The organism is Methylococcus capsulatus, from assembly GCF_036864975.1.
In the GTDB taxonomy this organism is placed as follows: Bacteria; Pseudomonadota; Gammaproteobacteria; order Methylococcales; family Methylococcaceae; genus Methylococcus.
Genome location: NZ_CP104311.1, coordinates 521,112 through 544,706 on the forward strand (window position 1 = coordinate 521,112; position 23,595 = coordinate 544,706).

Here is a 23,595-nt window from a genome sequence, read left to right on the forward strand (position 1 = left end):
TACTGTCAGAACTCATCGATTCCTCTCCCTATTTTAAAGAACGAATCGGACGTATTGAAATCCTCCGCAGCAGCGGAGGAATACCAAAAAGACTCCACAGCGAAGGCTTGCCGATCCGCGGCCCCCTAGGCGGTACGGCCTTTAACACGTTATTGTATTGACATTTCTCCCCAGGGACACTCTTGATGAACGACGACGCCATGCACGGCCTCGGCATAGCCGATTTCCGCTACCCCGACCTCCACGATCCCGAAAAGCTTCGGCTTCTGCACCAGGCGTTCGAAGACTGGGCACGGCAGCGGGAGCCCGACCTGATCGCGGCATTCCAGGGCTACCGTGCATCGAACGGTACCGACATGGCGCCCGAGGCCATCTCGGAACTTTTGGTGAGGATGGCGCCGCATGTCGGGGAGTTCGTCGCCCGCCTGTTTGGCGTCGAGGTGGAGCGCGAACGGCAGATGGCCGAAATTCGGGACAGCTTCGCCACGATCTTCGCCTTCCGCTCGGAAATCGTGGTGAAGCTGCCGAGCCGCTTCAAGAATGTCTCCACCGAAGACTGGGATGTGGCAGCACTGGCGGCGAAGATCGACATTCTCGTCGAAGCCTTCGCGCCGGAATACGCGGCCTCGGACCGCGAAGCGGCGGTGGCCAGGGTTGGCTTGGCATTGCAGAATCTGCACACGCACTACGAGGCGGAATCGAAACAGCCGGGCGGTGGCCCGCTCCCCGACCCTGAAGCGCGCATCGCCAAACTTCGTGCCCAGCTCGGCGCCCATCCGCGGGCTGCCGCCTGGAAGGATGTGACCTCCCTGGGCGATGCCGATTTCGCCGCCGGCCTGTTCGGGGAATTCGAGCGTTGGTGCTTTGCCGCCAGCCGCGATGAGTGCCTTAGATCTCAGGTCAAGGATTGGGTGAGCTTCAAGGTTCCGGCCAAGACCGACTTCGGGCACCTGGTCCACCACCTCGTGGAATACCGCAATGGCTATAGCGTCTGGACCGCCGAACCCGGCCACCACCGCCGCCGCGACGGTTTCGCCCTGACCGATCCGCGCTTCCCCGAGCGCCGGGTTCTGTACGAGGTCGATCACTGTATCTACTGCCACGACCGGGATGCCGATTCCTGCTCCAAGGGTATGCGCAACAAGAAGGACGGCGGCTTCAAGACCAATCCGCTGGGCATCCCCATCACCGGCTGTCCGCTGGAGGAAAAGATTTCCGAGATGCACTGGCTCAAGCGCCAGGGCGACAACATTGCAGCCCTCGCGCTGATCACGGTGGACAACCCGCTCTGTCCCGGCACCGGCCACCGCATCTGCAACGACTGCATGAAAGGCTGTATCTACCAGAAGACCGAGCCGGTCAACATTCCGCAGATCGAGACCAACGTCCTCACCGACGTGCTGTTCATGCCCTATGGCTTCGAGATCTACAGCCTGCTTACGCGCTGGAATCCGCTCAACATCAAGCGCCCCTACGCCCTGCCATACAACGGCCGGAACGTGCTGGTGGCTGGCATGGGACCGGCTGGCTACACCCTCTCGCATTATCTGGTGAACGAAGGCTTCGGTGTGGTGGGCATCGACGGACTCAAGATCGAGCCGCTGCCGGCCGAGCTGATCGGCGACGAACACCATCCGCCCCAGCCGATCCGTGACTTCGGCGCGCTCTATGAGAGATTGGACCGACGCATCATGCTCGGCTTCGGCGGTGTTGCCGAATATGGCATCACGGTGCGCTGGGACAAGAACTTCCTCAAGGTCATCTACCTGAACCTGCTGCGGCGCAGGAATTTCCGCTGCTACGGAGGAGTGCGTTTCGGCGGAGCGATCACGATCAATGAAGCCTGGGATTTGGGCTTTGACCACATCGCCATCGCTTCGGGTGCCGGCAAGCCCACCCTGATCGAGCTGAAAAACAACCTGATCCGGGGCATCCGCAAGGCTTCCGATTTCCTGATGGCCTTGCAGCTCACCGGCGCGGCCAAGGAATCCTCGCTGGCGAACCTGCAGGTTCGGCTGCCGGCCGGTGTCATCGGCGGCGGCCTCACCGCCATCGATACCGCCACCGAATTGCTGGCCTATTACCCGGTCCAGGTCGAGAAGATCCTGCACCGCTACGAAAAGCTCTGCGCGGCCTATGGCGAGCCGGCCGTGCGCGCCCGCTACGACGCCGAGGAACTCGGGATACTCGACGAATTCCTGGCGCACGGCCGGGCGATCCAGACCGAGCGGCGGCGCGCCGAAGCCGCCGGCGAGACACCGGATTTCTTGCCGCTGCTGAACCAGTGGGGCGGCGCCACCTTGTTCTACCGCAAGGGTATCAAGGACTCGCCCGCTTACCGCCAGAACCATGAAGAGATCAAGGAAGCCATGGACGAAGGCATCGTACTGGCGGAAGGCTTGAGCCCGCTGGAGGCGCTGGAAGACGAGTACGGCCACCTCAAGGCGCTGCGCTTCGAAAAGCTGGAGGAACGGGATGGTCGCTGGCAACCCGTCGGTGAAATCGAGGTTCCGCTGCGGAGCCTCTTCATCGCCGCGGGCACCTCGCCCAACACCATCTACGAATCCGAGCATCCGGAAACCTTCGAGATGGATCACAAGTTCTACAAGCGCCACGTGCCCGAATGGGTCGGTGAGACACCCGGTCTGGTGCCGGTACAGGACGAGCCATGGCCTAAGATCGGCAAGCCAGCCCCCTTCACCTCCTATCACCGTGGCGGCAAGTTCATCACCTTCTACGGCGACAACCATCCGGTCTATGCCGGCAACGTGGTCAAGGCCATGGCCAGCGCCAAAGACGGGTACCCCTATATCGTCCGTCTGTTCGAAAAGGAGCTAAAGCGGCTGGACCCGGCGGAACAGTCCCACCGCGACCGGAACCTCCAGGCATTCCAGGCGGTGATCGACGACGCTTTGACCGCTCGCATCGTCGCGGTGAATCGTCTGACACCGACCATCATCGAAGTGGTCGTCCGCGCCCCGGCCGCCGCCAAACACTTCCAGCCCGGCCAGTTCTACCGGGTGCAGAACTACGAGGCGCTGGCCCCGGTGGTGGAAGGCACGGTGCTGGCCACTGAGGGCATCGCGCTCACCGGCGCCTGGGTGGACAAGGACAACGGCCTGATCTCGCTGATCGCGCTGGAAATGGGCAGCTCTTCCAGGCTGTGTGCGCAATGGAAACCCGGTGATCCGCTGGTGGTGATGGGTGTCACCGGCGCGCCGACCGAAATCCCTTCGGGTCAAACCGTAGCGCTTGTCGGGGGAGGCTTGGGCAACGCGGTGCTGTTCTCGATCGGCAAGGCGTTGCGAAGCGCCGGCAATCAGGTGATCTATTTCGCTGGCTACCGTAACAGCTCGGACGTTTTCAAGGTTGAAGAACTCGAAGCGGCATCGGATCTGCTGGTCTGGACGGTGGACAAGCGTGAGGGCAACACCCCCATTCCGATCACCCGCCCCGACGACAAGTCCTTCATGGGCAACATCGTCGAGGCCATGCTGGCCTATACCAAGGGCGAACTGGGCCCCACCCCCATCCATCTCGACGACGTCGACCACATGATCGTGATCGGCTCGGACCGCATGATGGAAGCGGTCAAGCATGCCCGCCACGGTCTGCTGGCGCCTTACCTCAAGCCGCACCACGCCGCCATCGGCTCGATCAACTCACCGATGCAGTGCATGATGAAAGGCGTGTGCGCCCAGTGCCTGTGCAAACACGTGGATCCGGAAACGGGACGCGAGTATTTCGTGTATTCCTGCTACAACCAGGATCAGGAACTGGACCGTGTGGATTTCCCGAATCTCCGGGCCCGGCTGCGGCAGAATTCGGTGCAGGAGAAGCTGTCGGCGCTCTGGCTGGACTGGCTTTTGAGCCGGCAGACCTGAGGCGGCCGTGGCGATTCGGCTGAAAAGGGTCTACGAGCCAAGCTCCCCGGAAGACGGCGAGCGTTTCCTGGTGGAACGGCTATGGCCGCGCGGCATGTCGCGGCCAGCGCTGGCGTTGGATGGCTGGCTAAAAGACATCGCGCCCAGCAATGAACTACGACGCTGGTATGGGCACGATCCCCGCAAGTGGGAGGAATTCAGGCAGCGCTACTTTGCTGAACTGGACCGCGCGCCAGCAGCGCTGACCCTCCTGCTGGAAGCCTGCAGCCGCGGTACCGTGACGCTGCTCTACAGTGCCCGCAATAGCAAATGCAATAGCGCCGTCGCCCTGCGAGACTACCTGGAACGTCACTTGAGGCCGGATCCGACCTGACTCGAGGCGCGACCCAAAGCCAAGCGTAACAAACCGGCAACGCTGATGGCATCGGTGATCTCCCCGGAGATCACCATGGCGACAGCATCGGCCAGCGGGAGCTTCCAGATGCGCAGGTCTTCGGTTTCCTCGAATTCCGGCTCACCTTCCTCCAGGTCTTCTGCGACGAACACGAAACCTTCCTCGTCGGTGACGGAATTCGAGGTGTGGAGTCGCATGAGGAACGTCCAGGAGGCGGCGGTAAGACCGGTTTCCTCCTTCAGCTCGCGCCGGGCCGATTCCAGTATGGATTCACCTTCGGGCGAACCGCCCATCGGAATCTCCCAGGACCAGGTATCGGGTACATAGCGATACTGGCCGACCAGCCAGGTATTGCCCCGGCCGTCGAGGGGGATGATACCGATCGCCCGGTTCTTGAAGTGAATGCGGCCGTACAGGCTGATGCCGCCGCCGGGATTGACGACCTTGTCCTCATCCACGTGGATCCAGGGGTTGTCGTAGATCTCCCGCCGGCTTAGCAGGCGCCAGGGATTCGACTCCGCCACAGGATCAAATCCGGTGGAACGCCGGGCTGAATTCGTGCACCGCATCGATCATCGCGCCGACGTGCTCGGGCTTGATGTCGGGCGTGACCCCATGGCCGAGGTTGAACACATGGCCGCTGCCGGTACCGTAACGCTCGAGGATCTTCCGGACTTCCCCGCGAATGACTTCGGGCCTGGCATAGAGCGCCACCGGATCGAGGTTGCCCTGCAAAGCCACCCGGTCGCCGACCCGCTGTCTCGCTGAACCGATGTCCGTGGTCCAGTCCAGACCGAGCGCGTCATAACCGGCGTCCGCCATCGCCTCCAGCCATTGCCCGCCGCCCTTGGTGAAGAAGATCGCGGGGATGCGGCCCCGCGCGGTCAGCCGAAGCTGCTGGAGCACGCGCTCGGCGTAGCGCAGCGAAAATGTCAGATAGTGCTCCGCGTCCAGATTGCCACCCCAGGTATCGAACACCATCACGGCATCGACGCCCGCCGCGATCTGGGCGTTCAGATACAAGGCGACCGCATCGGCAAGCTTTTCCAGCAGTTCATGCATCAGCGCCGGCTCCTCATACATGAGGCATTTGATCTTGCGGAACTCCCGGCTGCTGCCCCCTTCCACCATATAGGTGGCCAGAGTCCAGGGACTGCCCGAAAAACCGATCAACGGCGCCCGATCGCCCAGGTGCTGCTTGATCAGCCGCACTGCGGCCGGCACGTAGGCCAGCTCCGCTTCCGGATCCGGCACACCCAGCCGGTGGATGTCTGTGGCGCCCCGGATCGGATTGCGGAACCTCGGTCCCTCGCCCTCGACGAATTCCAGACCCAGCCCCATGGCGTCGGGGACGGTCAGAATATCGGAGAACAGGATCGCCGCATCCAGCCGGTAGCGCTCCAGCGGCTGCAAAGTCACTTCGCAGGCGAGTTCGGGGGAGGTGCAGAGATTCATAAAGCTGCCGGCCCGCTCCCGGACCTCGCGGTATTCCGGCAAGTAACGGCCCGCCTGGCGCATCATCCAGACCGGAGTCCGCTCGACCGGCTGGCGCAGTAGGGCGCGGATGAAGCAATGAGTCATGGTATGTCCTTCGTCGGTTCGGTGGCCTCAGCGACCGTAGCATTCCAAGGTGGCCCGTAACAGTCCAGCGTCCACGGCCACCGGCAGGGTCGCCTCACCCAGGGATTTGAGCAGAATCAGCCGCAGGCCGCCGTCGACGTTTTTCTTGTCGACCGCCATGTGTTCGAGAAAGGCGTCCGCATCCAGCTCGCGCGGCGGGACGACCGGCAGCCGCGCCCGCTCCAGCAGGCGGATCACCCGTGCCACGTCGTCGTCACCGATCCAACCCAGGCGGCGGGACAGATCGGCCGCCTGGCACATACCGATCGCCACCGCTTCGCCGTGTAGACATACGCCATAGCCCATGCCGGTTTCGATAGCGTGGCCGAAAGTGTGACCCAGGTTCAGCGTTGCCCGCACCCCGGTTTCGGTCTCGTCTTCCGCCACCACTTCCGCCTTGTTGATGCAGGAACGCTCGATCGCATAGGCCAGGGCGTCCGGCTCACGCCGAAGCAGGCTTTCCACGTTCGCTTCGAGCCAGACCAGGAATTCCGGATCGCGGATCAAACCGTATTTGATCACTTCCGCCAGACCCGCGCTCAGTTCCCGGTCGGGGAGGGTATTCAAGGTGTCGGTGTCAGCCAGGACACAGCGCGGCTGGTAGAAGGCACCGATCATGTTCTTGCCGCGCGGATGGTTGACCGCAGTCTTGCCTCCCACCGAAGAATCGACCTGGGACAGCAAAGTGGTTGGCGCCTGGATGAAAGGCACGCCGCGCTGATAACAGGCCGCTGCGAAACCGGCCAGATCGCCGATCACCCCCCCGCCCAGCGCCACGATGGCGGCGTTGCGACCGAAGCGCCGACTCAGTAGCGCATCGAACACGGCCATCGCCGAGTCCATGGTCTTGTGGGCCTCGCCGTCCGGCAGCACGAGACTGCCCGTTTCCTTGCCGGCCAGGGACGCGAGCATGCGGTCGAGGTACAGCGGCGCCACCACTTCGTTGGTCACCACCATGACCTGTCTGCCCGGCAGGTGCGCCTGAATCAGGTCCGGACGGCCCAGCAGGCCGCATCCTATATGAATGGGGTAGCTGCGATCCCCCAGCTCGACGTGTAAGGTTTTCATTCCGCCCGCAGTCTGGTTCCGGATTTCTCGTAAGCGTTGATGATACGGCGGACGGCATTGCGGCTCGACTGCTGGCCGGTATCGACGATGTAATCGGCAAGCTCGCGATAGATGGGATCCCTCACCCGCAGCAGCTCTTCCAGCCTTTGCCGGGGATTCTCCGTCCGCAACAGGGGCCGGTTGATGTCCTTTTGGGTCCGCTCCAACTGCTTCTGGACCGAGCACTGCAGGTAAATTACCAAGCCCCGCGCCGCCAGATGTTCCTGATTTTCCGGCATCAGCACGGAACCGCCGCCGGTGGCCAGCACGATCCCTTCCTTGCCTGTCAGGTCGGCGATGACTTCCGACTCGCGGCGCCGGAACCCGGCCTCCCCCTCGTATTCGAAAATCATTGGCACCGTGACCCCGGTCCGACGCTCGATTTCCTTGTCGCTGTCCCAAAACTCCAGCCCCAGAGCCCTGGCAAGCAGGCGGCCCACCGTGGTCTTGCCCGCTCCCATCGGGCCAATCAGGAAGATGTTTCGACGGTTTCGCATCGTGTCCTGCGCCAACTCAAGCGGGAAATGATAACACGCACCAGCCCGCATCCCGGCGATCTCAGGGATTCATGGTCGTCTGCTTGACGATCTTCGGCGTGATGAAGATGAGGAGTTCCTTCTTTCTGTCCTCGACCGCGTTGCGCCGGAACATGAAGCCGATACCGGGAAGGTCGCCGAAAAACGGCACTTTGTCGGTGTTGTTGCGCCGCGTGCCTTCGTACACGCCGCCCAGCACCACCGTTTCGCCGTTGGCCACCTGCGCCACGGTGTCGATTTCGCGCTTTTCGATGGCGAAATTGCCATTGGGCGCGAGTTCGCCCTTGTCATCCTTCTTTATCATGAGATCCATCAGAATATGGTCGTCCGGCGTGATGTGCGGCGTCACGTCCAGTTCCAACACGGCGGGCTTGAACGCGACGTTCTGTACCGGCAGGCCCCCGCCGGTGCCCTGCTGGGTGATCTGGTAGGGCAGCTCCACGCCCTGCATGATCTTGGCCTTGGACTGGTCGGCGGTGAGCACCCGCGGATTGGCGACGATCTCGCCGCGGCCTTCCTTCTGGGCCGCCGACAATTCGAGATCAAGCAGGTAATCGCCCATGGAAACCACGTATTGCGCCGTGCCGTAGGGCGACAGGGTGGTAAGCCTCGCCAGGTCGACCCCCAGGTCCGCCATGCTGCCGGTAGGGTTCAGGCGCTCCGCGGCGGTCAGGTTTTTGGGCCGGAAATCCAGCTTGGCGCCCAGCTCGCGTAGGAAGTCCACGTTGGCGATCACCACCCGCGACTCGATCATCACCTGCCGCACCGGCTTGTCGAGCTGCCGCACCAATTCGCGGATGCGTTCGAGATTCCTGGGCGTATCCTGGACGATGAGCTGATTGGTGCGCGGATCGGTGGTCACGTTGCCACGGCTCGACAGGATCGACTGGGTCACGTCGTAGGCCTCGGTGGCAGTCACACCCGGCCCGCCGGTCAGCGCTTCCGGGCGGGTGATGGCTTTTTCCGCCTTCTCGGTCGTGCCCATGATGACCTTCTTGATATCGTCGGCCTTGGTGTAGTTGATCTGGATGATCTCGGTCCGCAATGGCTCCAGGTCCTCGACGACTTTCAACGCTTCCAGTTCGTCGCGCTCGAGCCGGTTGATCTCATCCATCGGAGCCACGCGGATGATGTTGCTGTTCGCCTCCTGCCGCTTGCCTAGCCCCTTGGCCTTGAGAACCAGGTCCAGCGCCTCGTCCCACGGAACCTCGTTGAGTCGCAGGGTGAGGCTGCCCTGCACGGAATCCGAAGCCACGATATTCAGATTGGTGAAGTCCGCCAAAATCTGCAGTACATTGCGTACCGGAATGTCCTGAAAGTTCAGGGAAAGGCGTTCCCCCGAAAACACCCGTCGCCGCTTCTTGGCTTCCTCTTTCTCGGCCCGGCTCAAGGGGCGCAGTTCCACAGTGAGCATTTTGCCGGACTGGTAGGAGGAGTAATCGTATTCGTCCGACACCGGCGTGATCAGCAGCCGGGTACCCCGACCGACGGGCATCGCCTCGATCCATTTCACCGGTGTGGCGAAGTCGAGCACGTCGAGCCTGCGCGCCAGCCGGCCCGGCAGACTGGTACCGGGAAGGTCGGCGATCACGCTGCGCCCTTCTTCCCGGAGGTTGACGACGGTATTCGGATCACTCAGGGTGACCAGCAATCGGCCCTCCCCGTGCTCGCCGCGCCGGAAATCGACGTTCTCGACCTGCGGCCCACCGACCACCGGCCGTTCGGCCACCACGACCGGAGCCGATTCCGGGCTGTCGGCTCCGCTCCCGGCCTTCCCGCCCTGCAGGATCACATACAGGAAACGCTCCGCGACGCGGGTGGTATAAGGAACCACCGTGGCCAGATTCAGGATCACCCGCGTCCTGCCGCCGGCCGCAATCACCTGGACGGTTTCGACGCCGGCCTGGTGCACGGCGATCGGCTTTTTGTCCAGGCTGCTTCGGACACCAGCCAGATCCAGCGCGATCCGGGCGGGATGTTCCATGGTGAAAGACCGGGGTTCCGGCGCCGGCCCGTCGAAACTGAGGCGGAGCTGGAAATTCTCGCCGGGCAGCGCCGTGAAATCGATGGACTGCAGCGCCGCTCCAGCCGCCGACGCCGTCCAGCCCAACCCCAAGACCAATAGCCCCACGATCCAGCACAGCGGAATTTTCCTCCCCGCCAAACCTCGAATGACCAACCCTCTCACACCGCCCTCTTCACTTTTTTTCACCCCCCGCTTCCGTCAACGTCATCGTGACGCTGCGCTCCAGCCATCCGCCCTGGGCGTCTGGAACGATTTCGACCAGCTCGACCCCGTCTTCGCTGATGCGCGTGATCTTGCCGAAATTCCTGCCCATGTGGTTACCGGTCCGAACCCGGTGTATCGTGCCGTCGGCGGCGCGCACCAGCGCCCACATAGTCCCGGAAATCCTGACCGTCCCGACCATCCTCAAGCTATCCAGCTCGTAGCTCTCGAGCTGCTCCTTCTGGCGGGACAGATCGGGGTGAATTCCGTTGTCCCTCGCGGCCGTCTCGGCTTCGTCGGGCTTTTCGATGGGTTGGAAAGGGTCATGCAAGCCCTCCGGGGTGAACACAAACGGCGACACCGTCTTGATTTCCGGCAACGGCTCGATGTTGACTTTCTGGCGCGCCTTGACGTCGGCCACATAGCGCCTGAGGTCGGCCAGTTCATCCTCGGCGCAGCCGGACAGGCAGCCCAGTGCCGCCAGCGCCCAAGCGTACTTCGCCGGAACCGCCATCAGCGCCGCCTGCGCTCAGCCGCCGAAGAGGAGGTCGCGGCACCGTCGTCGAGATAGCGATAAGTCTTTACCAGCGCCGTCATGACCAGCCCCGCCTCCCCGCGCTTGGGGGCTGTGCCATCGACGGAACGTGAAGCGATCTTCACGTTATGGACGGTGACGATACGGGGAAGCGAGGCCAAGCCGCTCACGAAGGCTCCGAGCTCCATGTAGGTGCCGACGACGCGGATCTCGATCGGGAGTTCGGCATAGAATTCCTTGGAAACCTCGCCGCCGGGCTTGAACAGTTCGAATTCGAGACCGCTCGCCAGGCCAGTCTGGGAAACATCCACCAGCAGATCGGGCACCTGGGTGCGGTCGGGAAGCTGCCTCAGCAAATCACCGAAGGTCTTCTCGATGTCCGCCAGCTGCAGTTTGTATTCTTCCAGGTTGACCGCCTTCTTTTGCTTGAGCTCGAAGGTCTCCTTGAGTTCCAGCTCCCTGCGCTGCTGAGCTTCCAGTTCGACCAGCTGGGCGCGGGTGTCGAGGTAATACCAGACGCTGGCGAGCACGGCGCTCAGTAGGCCGATGACGGCAAGTTTGACCGGCGTCGGCCAGGACCCCGCATACTCGAGGTCCCAGTTGATCTTAGCGAGGTTCACGGCGCCTTCTTCTCCGTCGGGAGCGGGTCCTCGCCGATCCGGCTCTTGGGACCCTGTTTCATCCGCAGGGTAAAGCGGCTGCCCCTTTCCTTGCCCCTTACCTGTCCATCCGGCTTGTTTTCGATGACCTCCAGGACTGGATCGTACAGCCACTCCGATCCCTCCAGATTCCGCATATAGGCGGAAACCCGGGCATTGGACTGCGCGATACCGTTGACCGTGATGGCGCGATCCTCCTGGGTCAGGTCCCGCAGGCGTACTCCTTCCGGCACCGTCCGCGCGATTTCATCGAACAGATGCACTTCTTCGGGCCGGCTCAACTGCAATTGCTGGATGATTTCCATCTTGGCCACCAGCCGGCTTTTCTTGGCTTCCATGTCCCGGATTTCGGCGATCTGGCGCTCCAGCGCCCCGATTTCGCCTTCGAGATACTGATTCCGCCGGCTCTGGCTGTCGATGGCGGCCCCAATCTGGGTCCGGACCAACAGCATCATTGCCCCTGTCAAGGCCAGGCCGAGCCCGGTCCAGATGGCGAACTCTTTCTGCCGTTCGCGCCGAAGAGCGGCGCGCCAGGGCAGGAGGTTGATGCGCGTCATCGGTCGAAACTCCGCAGCGCCAGGCCGCAGGCCAGCATCAGGGCCGAAGCGTCGTAATTCAGCCGCTCCTGCCGCACCCGCCCTGAAAAACTCATGCTCCGGAAAGGATTGGCGACGACGGTGGGAACCTGCAATGCCGCCTCGACGTAACGGTCGATTTCCGGGATCATGGCGCAGCCGCCGGCCAGCACCACCGCATCGAAGCCACGCTGAGCAGTGGACGAGAGATAGAACTGGAACGACCGGCGGATCTGCTGAACCAGAGCGTGCTTGAACGGCTCCAGCACTTCCTCTGCGTAGTTGCCGGGAAGGCTCCCCTCTTTCTTCGCCAGCCCCGCTTCCTCGTAGGTCAGACCGAAGCGCCGCTGGATCTCGTCGGTGAGCTGCATGCCACCGAAACCCTGTTCCCGGGTATAGATGATCGAACCGTCGTGGATGACGTTGAGCGTGGTGGCCACGGCCCCCACGTCGGCCACGGCTACCGCCCGGTCGCGGAGGAGCGGCGGAAGCTGGTCCTTGACCAGCTCGAAGGCACGTTCGATGCCATAGGATTCGACATCGACGATTTCGACGCCGAGCCCTGCGTTTTCCAGAACCGAGACCCGATCCTCCACGTTCTCCCGGCGGGTCGCCACCAAAAGCACATCCACCAGATCGGGGTTTTTCGTGCTCTTCCCCAGCACCTCAAAATCCAGACTGACCTCCTCCCTGGCATGAGGGATGTACTGGTCCGCCTCCAGTTCGATCTGCGCCTCGAGTTGGTCACCCTCCAGGTTAGCGGGGATGGTGAAGCGCTTAGTGATGACCACTGAGCCAGGCACTGCCACCACCGCGTGCCTGAGCGGGGTTCCCGACTGTTTGACCACCGCCCGTACCGCGGCCGACACATTGTCCGGCTCGGCAATGGTATTATCGACCACCGTGTTGCGGGGCAAAGGCACGACGCCGTAGCTTTCCACCTGGTAGCCGCCGTTCTTTCTGCTCAGTTCGAGCAGTTTGACCGCCGCCGCGCTGATGTCGATCCCCAGCAGAGGCGGTTTCTTCCTTCCGAAACCCCACATGCCTGATAGTCACAAAAAAATCGAAAGAGGCGCGAGAAGCTGCGACATGCTACTGGAAAACAATATTATTGATAGTTCTAGGATACCCCAAAACGGGACCTGCTGGAGGACGGTACCTAGCGATCGGCCGAAGAAGTCCGCCGGAGCGGTTCACTCCCTTCGGGCAACTGGAGTATCATGCAAACCTTAATAAATATAAGTCCGTTCCTTCTACAAAATCCTCTCCGGTGAACGCCTGTCGAATGCCGACGGGACTTACCGCCATCGCCAAAACTAAAGTCGTGGCAATTTCATCCCGAAAGCCCAGAAGGCCCCGTTACTGGCTGGTGACGTTCGAAGTCATGCTGGTCGTTGCCCTGATCATCGCTCTGGGGCTGTTCGGGCTGTACCGCCATCTCGAACCGCAATTGCCGGACATCGCTGTATTGAAGGAGGTGCGCTATCAGATCCCGATGTCGGTCTACAGCCGCGACGGAAAGTTGATAGCGCAGTTCGGTGAAAAAAAGCGCAGCCCCGTCGCCATCAGTGACGTCCCTCCGGATCTAGTCCACGCCTTCATAGCCGCCGAAGACGACCGCTTCTATGACCACGTCGGGGTGGATTACCAGGGCATCCTGCGCGCCGTGCTCACCTTCGCCCGCACCGGCGAAAAACGCCAGGGCGGCAGCACGATCACCATGCAGGTCGCGCGCAACTTCTTCCTGAGCAGTGAGAAGACCTTTCTCCGTAAGGTCAAGGAAATCATGCTGGCGATCCGGATCGATTCGGAACTGCCCAAAGACCAGATTCTCGAACTCTATCTGAACAAGATTTATTTCGGCCAGCACGCCTACGGCATCGAGGCGGCGGCCCAGGTGTACTACGGTAAACATGTGGGCGAGCTGACCCTCGGTGAGATGGCGATGATCGCAGGACTCCCCAAGGCACCGTCCGCCTTCAATCCGGTCGCCAACCCCGAACGGGCGCAGATCCGCCGCAACTACGTGCTGCGGCGCATGCGCAAGCTACGCTTCATCACCGATGAGGCCTACCAGAAAGCCCTGAATGAACCGATCACCGCCCGCATCCATACCCGTCCCATCGAACTGGATGCTCCCTACGTCGCCGAGATGGTACGCGCAGAGATGTATCAGCAATATGGCGAGGATGCCTACGAGAGCGGTTACGCGGTCTACACCACCATCGACAGCCATGCGCAACGGGCGGCGGAATCGGCACTGCAGTCGGGCTTGCGAAGCTACGACGAAAGGCACGGCTACCGCAAAGCCAAGGTTCACATTGATCTCAAGCAGGTGAAAGCCAAGTCAGCGTGGAACCAGATACTGGAAGACCAAGGGCCCGCAGGCGACACTGTCCCGGCGCTGGTGCTCACCGTCACCGACACGGCCGCGGGGCTCTATACCGTGAATCACGGCGAACCCGAACTCTCCTACGACGCCGTCCGCTGGGCCAAGCCGTTCATCAGTGTCGACGCCCATGGCGCACCTCCCCCGTCGGTCAAGGAAGTGCTCAAGCCCGGTGACGTGATCCGCATTCGCAAGAACGCGGAAGGCCACTGGGTGCTGACCCAGATCCCGAAGGTCCAGGGTGCATTGGTCGAACTGGATGCCGACAGCGGCGCCATCATCGCCGTCGCCGGTGGTTTCGACTATCGTCTCAGCAAGTTCAACCGCGCCACCCAGGGCCAACGCCAGCCCGGCTCAGGGTTTAAGCCGGTGGTGTATGCCGCCGCCTTGGAATCGGGGTTCACTCCAGCGAGTGTGGTCAACGACTCTCCGCTATCCTTTCCGGACCCCGCGTCCCCGGGGGGAATATGGCGGCCACACAACTACTCGATGAAATATGCCGGCCCCACCCCCTTGCGGGAGGCCCTGGCCAAATCGCGCAACATGGTGTCCATCCGCCTGCTGCGTGCGGTCGGTCTGCCCAAAGTGATCGAGCTGGCCGAAAAATTCGGCTTCACGCCAGAGGAGCTGCCCCGCTCATTCACGCTCGCGCTGGGTTCCGGCACTGCATCCCCGCTTCGGATGGCCCAGGTCTATGCCGTCTTCGCCAACGGCGGTTATCGCGTCGACCCCTTCCTCATCAGTCGCATCGAAACCCAAAACGGCCGGCTGCTGTATCAGGCCACGCCAGCCCTCGCCTGCCTGGACTGCGCCGACGGAAGATCCACGACGAACCGGGCGAAAAGGGTCATCTCGGCAGAAGTCCATTACATGATGCATTCCATGCTGCAGGATGTGGTTCGCCGGGGCACCGCCACCAAAGCGCGGGAGCTCGGACGTTCCGATCTGGCGGGCAAGACCGGCACCACCAATCAGTACCGCGACGCCTGGTTCAACGGCTACGTGCCCGGCCTCGTCACGGTGGCCTGGGTAGGATTCGACTCGTACCAGACCCTCGGCGACAAGGAAACCGGCGGACAAACCGCGCTGCCCATCTGGATGGAATTTATGAAGGAAATACTGCGCGACGTTCCCGAGCGCAAATTTCCCCAGCCTGCCGGGATCATGTCTGCTCGGGTCGATCCCGCAACCGGCAACCGCCTGCCCGCCAGCATCCCCGGCGGGATCGTGGAAATGGTGCCACGGCCGACGCCCCCTCCCGCCTTCAACGCCACTAGTGAGGAACCCGAAGCCGCCTCCGAGGAATCCCGGGCCGATGCTTCAGCCGCGGCGGCACCGGAATCTGCCCTCCCGGGCGATGAAGAAGTCGAGGAAGCTCCACCCATGCGGCCGGCGGAAACGCCAAAGCCGATGGAATCCTTGTTTTGAAGACGGGAACGGAACGTGAAAACCAGGCAGAAAACACGCGCTCACCTGGCCTGGGCGGCTGCCCGCCTGATGGCCGAGCAAGGCATCGACAACCCCCAGCTGGCGCTGAACAAGGCTGTTGCGCGGTTTGGCCCGATCGATAAACACCGATTGCCGGAACCGGAGGAAATCGACGCCGCCCTGATCGAGTACAACCGGCTGTTCCGGCCGGCCACTCAGAACGCCGAGCTGGCCAGGCAGCGTGTCCTGGCTCTGGAAGCCATGGAGTTTCTCGCGGAGTTCGATCCGCGCCTCACCGGCGCGGCGCTGGAGGGGACCGCCGGCCGGCACAGTGTGATCACACTACAGGTGTTTGCGGATGCGCCAGAAGAAGTCATGCGCAAACTGCTCGACGCCCATTTACCGTTCCGCGAAACCTCCTGCCGATGCCGCCTCCGGGGTGAGAACACGGCATTCCCCGCACTGTCGTTCTACGTGGACGAGACACCGATGGAACTGTGCATCTTCCCGGCTACGCCGGCCGGGCGGGCTGCCGCCGCGGGCAACAGGGAAGGTGCGGCATCGATACGGGAACTGCGCACCCTGCTCGGGAAACCGGCCGGCACGGGAAACGGGGAGAGGGGCTGAGCCCCGCACGAGCAGCGGCTGCCCGCCCTGCCCCCCTTTCGTCAGCCGCGGCCGTATTTGCGGCGGAATTTGTCGACGCGTCCGGCGGTATCGACGATCTTCTGCTTGCCCGTATAGAATGGATGGCAGGCCGAGCAGACTTCGACGTGGAAATCCTTGCCCACCGTGGATCGGGTTTCGAAGGTGTTTCCGCAACTGCAGCTTACGGTCACCGTCGTGTATTCTGGATGGATGTCTGGCTTCATGGTACGAGATACTCCAAGGGGCTCGAACGGACGAAATCTGGCATGGTACTGTAATCGGATCATCGCAGCAAGCCGCACCGCCCGACACTCCCTGACCCGTCCATGAGAATCATCACCCTGAACGTGAACGGCATCCGCTCGGCCGCCCGCAAGGGCTTTTTCGACTGGCTGCCGAAGCAGAATGCCGACATCGTCTGTCTGCAGGAAATCAAAGCCCGGACAGCGCAGCTCAACGACGAGCTGTTCTGGCCGGAAGGCTATGCCTGCTATTACCTGGAAGCCGAGAAGAAAGGCTACAGCGGCGTGGCCCTTTACGCCGCCAAGGAACCCGACGAAGTGATCCAGGGACTGGGGTGGGACGACATGGACGCGGAAGGGCGCTACCTGGAGGCCCGCTTCGGCACGCTGAGCGTGGTGTCCCTCTACATTCCCTCGGGTTCGACCAGCGAGGAGCGCCAAAGCGTCAAGTTCAGCTTCCTCGACCGCTTCCTCCCCTTTCTGGACGAATGCGCCCGTTCCGGCCGACAGTACATTTTCTGCGGCGACTGGAACATCGCCCACAAGCCCATCGACCTTAAGAACTGGCGTTCGAACCAAAAGAATTCCGGTTTTCTGCCGGAGGAGCGCGCCTGGCTGGACCGGGTGTTCGAGGAAAGGGGCTGGGTCGATGCCTTCCGCGTGGTGAATCCTGAACCGGAGCAGTACACCTGGTGGTCCAACCGCGGGCAGGCCTGGGCCAAGAACGTCGGATGGCGCATCGACTACCAAGTCGTCAGTCCTGCCCTGCGTGGTCTGATCCGCTCCGCAGCGATTTACAAGGACGAACGTTTTTCCGACCACGCGCCGCTTACGATCGACTATGACCTCGCCTTCTGAACCGATCGCGCGCAGCATTCTGAACGGCCGTATGCTGGCCGCCTTCGCCATGGGCTTCTATAGCGGCGCCCCACTGCTTCTCACCGGTTCGGTGCTGCTGGCCTGGATGAAGGAGCGCGGTATCGATCTGACCACCATCGGCCTATTCGCTCTGGTCGGCCTGCCCTACACCCTCAAATTCCTGTGGGCGCCGGTGTTCGACCGCTTTCACTGGCCTCGGCTGGGGCGGCGGCGCGGCTGGCTGCTGCTGATGCAGCTCCTGCTGGCGGTGTCGATCGCCGGGCTTGCGATATACGGTCCGGGGGCATCGGCACCGATACTGGCGGCACTGGCGCTGGCCGTCGCCTTCTTTTCCGCCTCGCAGGACACCCTGATCGATGCCTACCGGCGCGAAAGCCTGCACGATCGCGAACAGGGCCTGGGCGCCTCGCTCTATGTCAACGGCTATCGCTTGGGCATGCTGTTGGCATCGGGCGGCGGCCTGATCCTGGCCGATTGGATCGGTTTTTCCGACACGTACGGCCTGATGGCGGTTTTGATGGCCTCCGGCATCCTCGTGACCTTGCTACTCCCGGAAGCCGCCTCAAGCGAAGCTCACCCGAACAGCCTGAAAGACGCTGTTGTGCTGCCTTTCGTCGAATTCTTCCGGCGCAGCGAGGCCGTTTGGATCCTGCTGTTCATCCTGCTGTACAAGCTGGGCGATACCGTGGCCGGGCAGATGACCACGCCGTTCTACCTGGAAATGGGCTTCAGCAAGACCGAGATCGGCGCGGTGGTCAAACTATTCGGCTTCTGGGCCACGGTGCTCGGCGGCCTGGCCGGCGGCGCGCTGATCCTGCGCTACGGCATCTACCGCACGCTGTGGCAATTCGGCCTGCTGCAGCTCCTTTCCACCGCCGCCTTCGCCGTACTGGTGCACACCGGCCCGCAGTTGCCGGCCCTGACCGCGGTGATCAGTTTCGAGAATCTGTCCGCAGGCATGGGCACGGCCGCCTTCATCGCCTTCATGGCCAACCAGACCGACCGCCGCTTCACCGCCACCCAATATGCGCTGCTGTCCAGCCTGATGGGCGTGCCGCGCGTGATCGCCGCCGCCCCCTCCGGCTGGCTGGCCACGACCGTCGGCTGGCAGAACTTCTTCATCCTCTGTGCCCTGTTCGCCATACCCGGCCTACTGGTGCTGCCCCGGTTCCGGAGCTGGCTGGCCGACTGAAAATGATCTGGCAAGAGTTTTCCGGACACAAGGTCAGGCAGCTTTTCGGTGCAGTGTGTCGAACTCGGCAGGCGTTCGATAACCGAGTGTCGAATGCTTGCGCTGCCGGTTATAAAACACTTCGATGTACTCGAAGATCTCTTGCTTGGCTTGCTCCCGGGTCTCGAAACGGCGCTGATGGATCAGCTCCGTTTGGAGGGTAGGGAAGAAGCTCTCGGCCGGTGCGTTGTCCCAGCAGTTGCCCTTGCGGCTCATGCTGCAGACGTAGCCCTGGTCCTTCAGCAGCGCCTGGAAGCGGCCTGAGGCGTACTGGCTGCCGCGATCCGAATGCACCAGCAGGCCCTTGCCGGGCCGGCGGCGCCAGCGGGCCATCTGCAGGGCAGCTAGCCCGGATATTTCATGAGGGAAGGGCGGCGGAACCTGAAAGTCCTTAAAATTCAAGCGCCTAAGTTGAATTAGAGGAGGTTCCACCGTGACAGATTGTACCGAACAAATTGAGCTGTTTGCGCCGGTGGGGTGTCGCTGGGTGGAAGTGAAATTCGAGGGAGGCGACGTGACCAGCGATGCGGGCGTGCTGTTGTTGCGGCAGGTTGATCGGCGGATCGGTCTTTTGCAGCGTGTGGCCGAGCGCCTGCCTGACCCTCGTGATCCGAACCGCTGCCGCCATTCTCTGCTGCACTTGCTTCGACAACGGGTGTATGGGTTGTGCCAAGGCTATGAAGACCTCGATGATCATGACACCTGGCGCCATGACCTGGCCTTGCAGACGTCCTGCGAACGGGTGTCACCGGGAGCGTCCAGCCCGACGTTGTGTCGGTTGGAGAACCGCATGGATCGGTTGACGGCCAAGGTGATCCATGAGGTTTTCCTGGAGCCATTCATCGCCTCGTTCGAGACACCACCGGATCGGCTGATTCTGGATTTCGATGCCACTGACGATCCGGTTCATGGAGCTCAGGAGGGGCGATTCTTTCATGGCTACTATGACCAGTACTGCTTTTTGCCTCTTTACGTGTTCTGCGGTAATCAGCTGTTGGTTGCCTATCTTCGCCCGTCGAAGATCGACGCGGCTCGGCATGCTGGGGCGATCCTGAAGTGCTTGGTGCAACGGCTTCGCGCCGTCTGGCCCGAAGTGACTCTCCTCTTCCGCGCGGATTCCGGTTTTTGTCGGCGGCGGATTCTGGGCTGGTGCGAGCGGAACGGGGTGGGGTATCTCGTGGGTCTGGCTAAAAATTCCCGGCTCATGAAACAGGCCGAACCCTGGCGGCAGGAAGCGCAGGCCCGGTTTGCGGCTCAGTCCGAAAAACAACGGGTCTTTGGCGAAATGGCCTATGCCGCCGGCACCTGGAAACATCCACGCCGGGTGATCGTCAAAGCCGAGCACGGCCCGAAGGGCGAGAACCCCCGGTTTCTGGTCACGAATCGGGAGGGAGAACCTCAAGCGCTCTACGAGGACGTGTATTGCGCTCGAGGAGACATGGAGAATCGGATCAAGGAGCAGCAGTTGGGCCTGTTCGCCGACCGCACCAGTTGCCATCATTGGTGGGCGAATCAGTTCCGTCTGCTCCTGGCCTCGCTCGGTTATATTCTGCTGGAGACCCTCCGCCGCCTCGGGCTCGCTGGTCCCGAACTGGCGTCTGCCCAGTGCGCAACCCTTCGAGTCAGGCTCCTCAAAGTCGGCGGCGTGGTTCTACGCAATACCCGCCGCATCCGATTCCTCCTGCCTGATGCCTACCCCTGGCAAGACCTCTTCTGGCGTGTGGCCGAACGCTTTGCATCCGGATAGGCTCAGCGGAGTGCGCCCCGGGCACGCTGACACCCCAGGGGTAGGGGGAAGTCTGTCTATTGGTTCACCCATTGACCCCAAATCGCGCCCAATCGCCGTTGACGACCCTCCGGTCAGCACCATGCTCGGTTTTGTAGGCGTCGTGTGGTGAGGTGATGAAATATCCGGGTTAGTGGCCTGTGGACTGCTGAAGATAGCTTACGACTTGACGCTGTGGTCGGCCTTTCGGAGATTCAGGGAAAAGCTGTAGCCAGCTTAAGGTTCATGTACATGATCATAATGGGGTTTCCGTGAAAGGATCGCGGCGATAGCGATCAACAGGCAGACCGCCCCGGCCAAGGTAAATGGCAACGGTGCCCCGAGCCTGCTTACTCCGTGCCCGATGGCGGGGTAAGTGACGAGCCAGCATGCGTGGGTCAGCGCGAAATACGCGGCGTAGGCCCGGCCTCGTTCCGCTTCCTTCGTATGTTCCGCCAGCAGCGTGGTGGAGGGAATCTCGATGAGCGCCTGGCCCGCTCCAATCGAACCGGCGGGACGTGCGGGATTCAGGCGCGACGCGAGATCCGCAATAAGCGTATCACGCCGAGAAGTGTGGCAGCCCCGGCCTGCAGATGCGCCGATCGACGCGGCCGCCCCACCGGCGAGGCGGGCCGAGCAGTGATCGTGTAATCAGCGACTTACGATGGCGCCCGGCGCGTCTTCGCCGCGACCGCGCGAGCGCCGTCCACCGTTTCGCTCGCCGGCTTCGCGAATCGCCGCGCGTGTGCTCAACCGGGCAGCGCGTCCACGTGCGCGCAAATCGCGCCCGGGGTGGTGAACCAGACCCCGGCGCGGCCCGCGACGTGCACGAGCGCGCGCCGGAGGTGGCGCAGGCGGTAGGGCTGCCCGACGATGTAGGGGTGGAGCGCGATCCCCATCACCAACGGCTGATGCCGGCTCTGCGCGAGCATCTCGTCGAAGTTGTCGACGATCAGGTCGGCGAAGTCGCGGGCGTCCATCTGGCGCGCGACGATCATCGGAATGTCGTTGAGCTCCTGCGGATACGGGATCGACCACAACGGGCCGGAGCGCGTCGCGAAGCGCGTCGGTTGGTCGTCGTGGCACCAGTCGAGCGTATAGCGATAGCCGGTCTCGACGAGCAGATCCGGGGTGACGAAGCTCTCGGAGATCCACGGCGAGAGCCAGCCCGCCGGACGGACCCCCGACTCCTTCGCGATCCGATCGCGGCACTCTTCGAGCAGCCGCCGCTCCTCGGCCTCGGTCATTTCCCCCTGCCGCTCGGAGTTCGTGCGGCCGTGGCCGATCAGCTCGTCGCCGCGGCGAACGAACGCCGCGACCACCTCGGGGCAGTAGTCGTACAGCGCGGTGTTGATCAGGACGCCGAGCGGCAGCCGCAGCTCCTCGAACAGCTCGAGGCAGCGCCACACGCCCACCCGGTTGCCGTAGTCGCGCCACGAGTAGTTGAGCACGTCGGGCTCCGGGCAGCGCGGGCCGAGCGCGGCGCCGAGCCCGCCGCCGAAGTCGAAGTGCTCGACGTTGAAGCCGAGGTAGACGGCGAGCTGCGCGCCGTCCGGCCAGGAATAGTCCGGGCGACGGATGATCGCGCTGTACTCGTAGCGGCCGTGGGTCTTGAGGGGCCGGGTCATCCGCGGGTCGTATGGATAGGAATTTCAATGGACGCCGCCGCCCATTGGGAATGGAGGATGCGCCCGTGGTGAGGACTTGTCAACGATTTGGGTCGATCAGCTAAGGAGCGTGGGGGACCATTTCGGGCCTCGGACGGCCTCGGGCGGGGGAAGTGCGTCGTCCGAAGGCGTCCGCAACGACCTTTGGGTGGGGTCGAACCGGCGCCGGCGCAAGAGGGTCTGCGCCCTGCTCGGCGAGCGAGGCGGCGTGGGGTATTGGCAGCGAACCGGTTACCAACTGACGGTTTGATCAAACTCGAATTCCGGCGGCGGTTCGAAGGACGGCTCACCGCCTGCCGATTCATCGCCGGAGGTTTGATCCCAGTCGAAGGACTGTTCCTCGGGTGGGGAACGGGCCGGTGAAATTGGCGGCGGGAGCGCGGGTTCGCCGATGTGGCGGAGGATCCGCTGCACCGGTTCCCGCTCGGTCACTGCCGCAATGAGTCGCATGGGGCTGCCACACTCGGGGCAGATCCAAGGCAACGCCGCATAGATGCGGGCGAGCAGGACGGCCCAGAGGTACGCGGCCGGCGAGGCGCGCTTCGGCTCGGCCGGAGTCTTCGGCGCCGGTGGCGTGACGGGCGGGGCCGGGCGGTCCAGCGGCAAGCCCGCGTACGCCGTCACCGCCGGGCGCAGGGGTGAATGGGGTGCCAATACGCCGTGGTAGCGGTGGCGGTGTTTCCGGGGAGGCGGGACCAGGGTGGCGAGACGATCGAGGAATTCCAGCGGCGTCAGGTACAGGTCCGTTTGTCCCTCCGGGCGCGGTTTGGGGAGGGGGTAGATCAGGCGCTCATCGGGCTCGACCCAGGCCAGCCGCTCACCGGCGAAGATCGGCCGGGCACAGGAGCGCAACAGCCGTTCCAGACCGGCGCGGTCCCAGGCGGGTACCCAGACCTCGGCATGGAGAGAGAACCCTCCGCTGTGCTCCCACCCGAGCATCAACTCCGTCGCCTCTTCCGGCAACACCGCGCGACGCTCGAACAGCTTCCGCACCCGCCGCCGGGTCTGCGGCTGGACGCGGGCGATGGCGGCCTCGCTCAGGCAGGCCGGGTGAAACCGGATCCCTTCCGCTTCCGCGCTGAAGACGCCGTCGATGACGCAGCAGTGGAAGTGCAGGTTGGCATTCAGTGCCGAGCCGAAACGGTGGACGAACGTCACCGCACCGAAACGGGCAGCGTTCGGCGCGTCGGGACTGCACGAGCGCAGCGCCGTCTCCACCTCGGCCAGGAAGATCCGCAGCACCGGGTTGACCCGGTGGGCGTGGTGATGGAGGAAGTACCGCAGCCGTTTCGGGAGCGACAGGACCCACTGCCGCACCGGCACCTCGGGGAACACGTGATCCACCAGATGCGCGGCGGTTTCGGCCATGCGCCGGGTGCTGCACGAGGGACAGACCCCGCGGCCCTTGCAGGAGAACGCGACCAGAAAGTCATGCCCGCCGTCCGCGCAACGCGCCCGGGCAAAGCCGTGGGCCAGGATGCCGCAGGTCAGGTACTGGCGGAACTCCCGCTCGACGTGGGCGGGAATGGGATCGCCGTCCGGCTCGCTCCTGCGCGCAAGGTGCAGCCAGGTCTCCAGATGACCTTGCACCGCCTGATACGCCGCGGTCCGCTCCGGCCGCCGGGGCTGATAGACCGTCGGCGGGACGAGCGGGGGTAAATCGTGGCGACAGGCGGCAACGGCCGGCATGGCTTACGGAAAAGGGCATGGACTTCCCGTAAGTATTGGCGCGCCTCCAGCGGCGGCGCGGTTCGCTGCTTCGGTTTGTGACGCGGCGCACGGGATTTCTGATCTGGCAAGAGTTTTCCG

The 23,595-nt window shown here is 63.1% G+C and carries 20 protein-coding genes and 1 pseudogene; 7 read left to right on the plus strand and 14 right to left on the minus strand.

Going from position 1 to position 23,595, the window contains the following annotated elements; all coding sequences use genetic code 11:
* Nucleotides 1–185: 185 nt before the first annotated feature.
* Together N4J17_RS02400 and N4J17_RS02405 are read left to right on the plus strand one after the other, a co-directional pair.
* Nucleotides 186–3,884 (plus strand): pyridine nucleotide-disulfide oxidoreductase, encoded by a 3,699-nt coding sequence (locus N4J17_RS02400; protein ID WP_198322308.1) that lies wholly within the window; start codon nucleotides 186–188, stop codon nucleotides 3,882–3,884.
* 7 nt (nucleotides 3,885–3,891) lie between these two features.
* Nucleotides 3,892–4,257: a DUF488 domain-containing protein gene (locus N4J17_RS02405; protein WP_198322309.1), complete on the plus strand. Its 366-nt coding sequence runs from the start codon at nucleotides 3,892–3,894 to the stop codon at nucleotides 4,255–4,257.
* Here the strand turns inward: N4J17_RS02405 and N4J17_RS02410 are convergent.
* From N4J17_RS02410 to N4J17_RS02450, 9 genes are all read right to left on the minus strand, one after another.
* Nucleotides 4,233–4,802 (minus strand): NUDIX domain-containing protein, encoded by a 570-nt coding sequence (locus tag N4J17_RS02410; RefSeq protein WP_198322310.1) that lies wholly within the window; start codon nucleotides 4,800–4,802, stop codon nucleotides 4,233–4,235. The genes N4J17_RS02405 and N4J17_RS02410 overlap by 25 nt on opposite strands.
* 4 nt (nucleotides 4,803–4,806) lie before the next feature.
* Nucleotides 4,807–5,859 carry a uroporphyrinogen decarboxylase gene (gene hemE, locus N4J17_RS02415; protein ID WP_198322311.1) on the minus strand — a complete coding sequence of 351 codons (1,053 nt, stop codon included), beginning with the start codon at nucleotides 5,857–5,859 and terminating at the stop codon, nucleotides 4,807–4,809.
* Between the two features lie 27 nt (nucleotides 5,860–5,886).
* A complete protein-coding gene (gene aroB / locus N4J17_RS02420) occupies nucleotides 5,887–6,966 on the minus strand; it encodes a 3-dehydroquinate synthase (protein ID WP_198322312.1) in 1,080 nt (359 codons plus the stop codon).
* Nucleotides 6,963–7,502 carry a shikimate kinase AroK gene (aroK, locus tag N4J17_RS02425; protein WP_198322313.1) on the minus strand — a complete coding sequence of 180 codons (540 nt, stop codon included), beginning with the start codon at nucleotides 7,500–7,502 and terminating at the stop codon, nucleotides 6,963–6,965. The genes aroB and aroK overlap by 4 nt, the downstream gene beginning before the upstream one ends.
* A 61-nt stretch (nucleotides 7,503–7,563) precedes the next feature.
* The gene (gene pilQ, locus N4J17_RS02430) at nucleotides 7,564–9,753 is read right to left on the minus strand and encodes a type IV pilus secretin PilQ (RefSeq protein ID WP_198322314.1); all 2,190 of its coding nucleotides are present in this window, start codon (nucleotides 9,751–9,753) and stop codon (nucleotides 7,564–7,566) included.
* Nucleotides 9,740–10,282 carry a pilus assembly protein PilP gene (locus tag N4J17_RS02435; RefSeq protein WP_198322315.1) on the minus strand — a complete coding sequence of 181 codons (543 nt, stop codon included), beginning with the start codon at nucleotides 10,280–10,282 and terminating at the stop codon, nucleotides 9,740–9,742. The genes pilQ and N4J17_RS02435 overlap by 14 nt, the downstream gene beginning before the upstream one ends.
* Nucleotides 10,282–10,923: a type 4a pilus biogenesis protein PilO gene (locus tag N4J17_RS02440; protein ID WP_198322316.1), complete on the minus strand. Its 642-nt coding sequence runs from the start codon at nucleotides 10,921–10,923 to the stop codon at nucleotides 10,282–10,284. The genes N4J17_RS02435 and N4J17_RS02440 overlap by 1 nt, the downstream gene beginning before the upstream one ends.
* Nucleotides 10,920–11,519, minus strand: a complete 600-nt coding sequence (locus N4J17_RS02445) for a PilN domain-containing protein (protein ID WP_198322317.1) — start codon at nucleotides 11,517–11,519, stop codon at nucleotides 10,920–10,922. The genes N4J17_RS02440 and N4J17_RS02445 overlap by 4 nt, the downstream gene beginning before the upstream one ends.
* Entirely contained in the window at nucleotides 11,516–12,580 is a 1,065-nt protein-coding gene (locus N4J17_RS02450; RefSeq protein WP_198322318.1) for a pilus assembly protein PilM, read from the minus strand. The genes N4J17_RS02445 and N4J17_RS02450 overlap by 4 nt, the downstream gene beginning before the upstream one ends.
* Nucleotides 12,581–12,906: 326 nt before the next feature.
* On the opposite strand from N4J17_RS02450, the gene N4J17_RS02455 reads away from it, so the two are divergent.
* Entirely contained in the window at nucleotides 12,907–15,354 is a 2,448-nt protein-coding gene (locus N4J17_RS02455; protein WP_277458150.1) for a penicillin-binding protein 1A, read from the plus strand.
* A gap of 15 nt (nucleotides 15,355–15,369) precedes the next feature.
* Nucleotides 15,370–15,981: a hypothetical protein gene (locus tag N4J17_RS02460; protein ID WP_277458151.1), complete on the plus strand. Its 612-nt coding sequence runs from the start codon at nucleotides 15,370–15,372 to the stop codon at nucleotides 15,979–15,981.
* A gap of 41 nt (nucleotides 15,982–16,022) precedes the next feature.
* Here N4J17_RS02460 and rpmE read toward each other — a convergent pair whose 3' ends face one another.
* Nucleotides 16,023–16,226 carry a 50S ribosomal protein L31 gene (rpmE, locus tag N4J17_RS02465; RefSeq protein ID WP_198322320.1) on the minus strand — a complete coding sequence of 68 codons (204 nt, stop codon included), beginning with the start codon at nucleotides 16,224–16,226 and terminating at the stop codon, nucleotides 16,023–16,025.
* Nucleotides 16,227–16,328: 102 nt separating this feature from the next.
* Between rpmE and N4J17_RS02470 the strand changes: the two genes are divergently transcribed.
* Entirely contained in the window at nucleotides 16,329–17,102 is a 774-nt protein-coding gene (locus tag N4J17_RS02470; protein ID WP_198322321.1) for an exodeoxyribonuclease III, read from the plus strand.
* Entirely contained in the window at nucleotides 17,086–18,315 is a 1,230-nt protein-coding gene (locus N4J17_RS02475; RefSeq protein WP_198322322.1) for an AmpG family muropeptide MFS transporter, read from the plus strand. The genes N4J17_RS02470 and N4J17_RS02475 overlap by 17 nt, the downstream gene beginning before the upstream one ends.
* Before the next feature lie 33 nt (nucleotides 18,316–18,348).
* Here the strand turns inward: N4J17_RS02475 and N4J17_RS02480 are convergent.
* A pseudogene (locus tag N4J17_RS02480) lies at nucleotides 18,349–18,696 on the minus strand (transposase); the annotation flags it as partial.
* A gap of 91 nt (nucleotides 18,697–18,787) precedes the next feature.
* Between N4J17_RS02480 and N4J17_RS02485 the strand changes: the two are divergent.
* On the plus strand, nucleotides 18,788–20,101 hold the full coding sequence (locus N4J17_RS02485; protein ID WP_198322324.1) for an IS1380 family transposase: 1,314 nt from the start codon (nucleotides 18,788–18,790) through the stop codon (nucleotides 20,099–20,101).
* 255 nt (nucleotides 20,102–20,356) lie between these two features.
* Here the strand turns inward: N4J17_RS02485 and N4J17_RS16555 are convergent, their stop codons facing one another.
* The 3 genes from N4J17_RS16555 to N4J17_RS02495 form a co-directional block, all read right to left on the minus strand.
* Nucleotides 20,357–20,722 carry an MFS transporter gene (locus N4J17_RS16555; protein ID WP_370525835.1) on the minus strand — a complete coding sequence of 122 codons (366 nt, stop codon included), beginning with the start codon at nucleotides 20,720–20,722 and terminating at the stop codon, nucleotides 20,357–20,359.
* A 146-nt stretch (nucleotides 20,723–20,868) separates the two neighbouring features.
* Entirely contained in the window at nucleotides 20,869–21,747 is an 879-nt protein-coding gene (locus N4J17_RS02490; protein ID WP_198322325.1) for a polysaccharide deacetylase family protein, read from the minus strand.
* A 270-nt stretch (nucleotides 21,748–22,017) separates the two neighbouring features.
* Nucleotides 22,018–23,475 carry a transposase gene (locus tag N4J17_RS02495; protein ID WP_198322326.1) on the minus strand — a complete coding sequence of 486 codons (1,458 nt, stop codon included), beginning with the start codon at nucleotides 23,473–23,475 and terminating at the stop codon, nucleotides 22,018–22,020.
* Nucleotides 23,476–23,595 lie beyond the last annotated feature (120 nt).

Bases quoted from the DNA above. Each gene is read 5' to 3' on its own strand.
- N4J17_RS02400 (WP_198322308.1), top strand. From the start codon at position 186: ATGAACGACGACGCCATGCACGGCCTCGGCATAGCCGATTTCCGCTAC.
- hemE (WP_198322311.1), bottom strand. From the start codon at position 5,859: ATGACTCATTGCTTCATCCGCGCCCTACTGCGCCAGCCGGTCGAGCGG.
- aroB (WP_198322312.1), bottom strand. From the start codon at position 6,966: ATGAAAACCTTACACGTCGAGCTGGGGGATCGCAGCTACCCCATTCAT.
- aroK (WP_198322313.1), bottom strand. From the start codon at position 7,502: ATGCGAAACCGTCGAAACATCTTCCTGATTGGCCCGATGGGAGCGGGC.
- N4J17_RS02435 (WP_198322315.1), bottom strand. From the start codon at position 10,282: ATGGCGGTTCCGGCGAAGTACGCTTGGGCGCTGGCGGCACTGGGCTGC.
- N4J17_RS02445 (WP_198322317.1), bottom strand. From the start codon at position 11,519: ATGACGCGCATCAACCTCCTGCCCTGGCGCGCCGCTCTTCGGCGCGAA.
- N4J17_RS02450 (WP_198322318.1), bottom strand. From the start codon at position 12,580: ATGTGGGGTTTCGGAAGGAAGAAACCGCCTCTGCTGGGGATCGACATC.
- rpmE (WP_198322320.1), bottom strand. From the start codon at position 16,226: ATGAAGCCAGACATCCATCCAGAATACACGACGGTGACCGTAAGCTGC.
- N4J17_RS02470 (WP_198322321.1), top strand. From the start codon at position 16,329: ATGAGAATCATCACCCTGAACGTGAACGGCATCCGCTCGGCCGCCCGC.
- N4J17_RS02475 (WP_198322322.1), top strand. From the start codon at position 17,086: ATGACCTCGCCTTCTGAACCGATCGCGCGCAGCATTCTGAACGGCCGT.
- N4J17_RS02490 (WP_198322325.1), bottom strand. From the start codon at position 21,747: ATGACCCGGCCCCTCAAGACCCACGGCCGCTACGAGTACAGCGCGATC.
- N4J17_RS02495 (WP_198322326.1), bottom strand. From the start codon at position 23,475: ATGCCGGCCGTTGCCGCCTGTCGCCACGATTTACCCCCGCTCGTCCCG.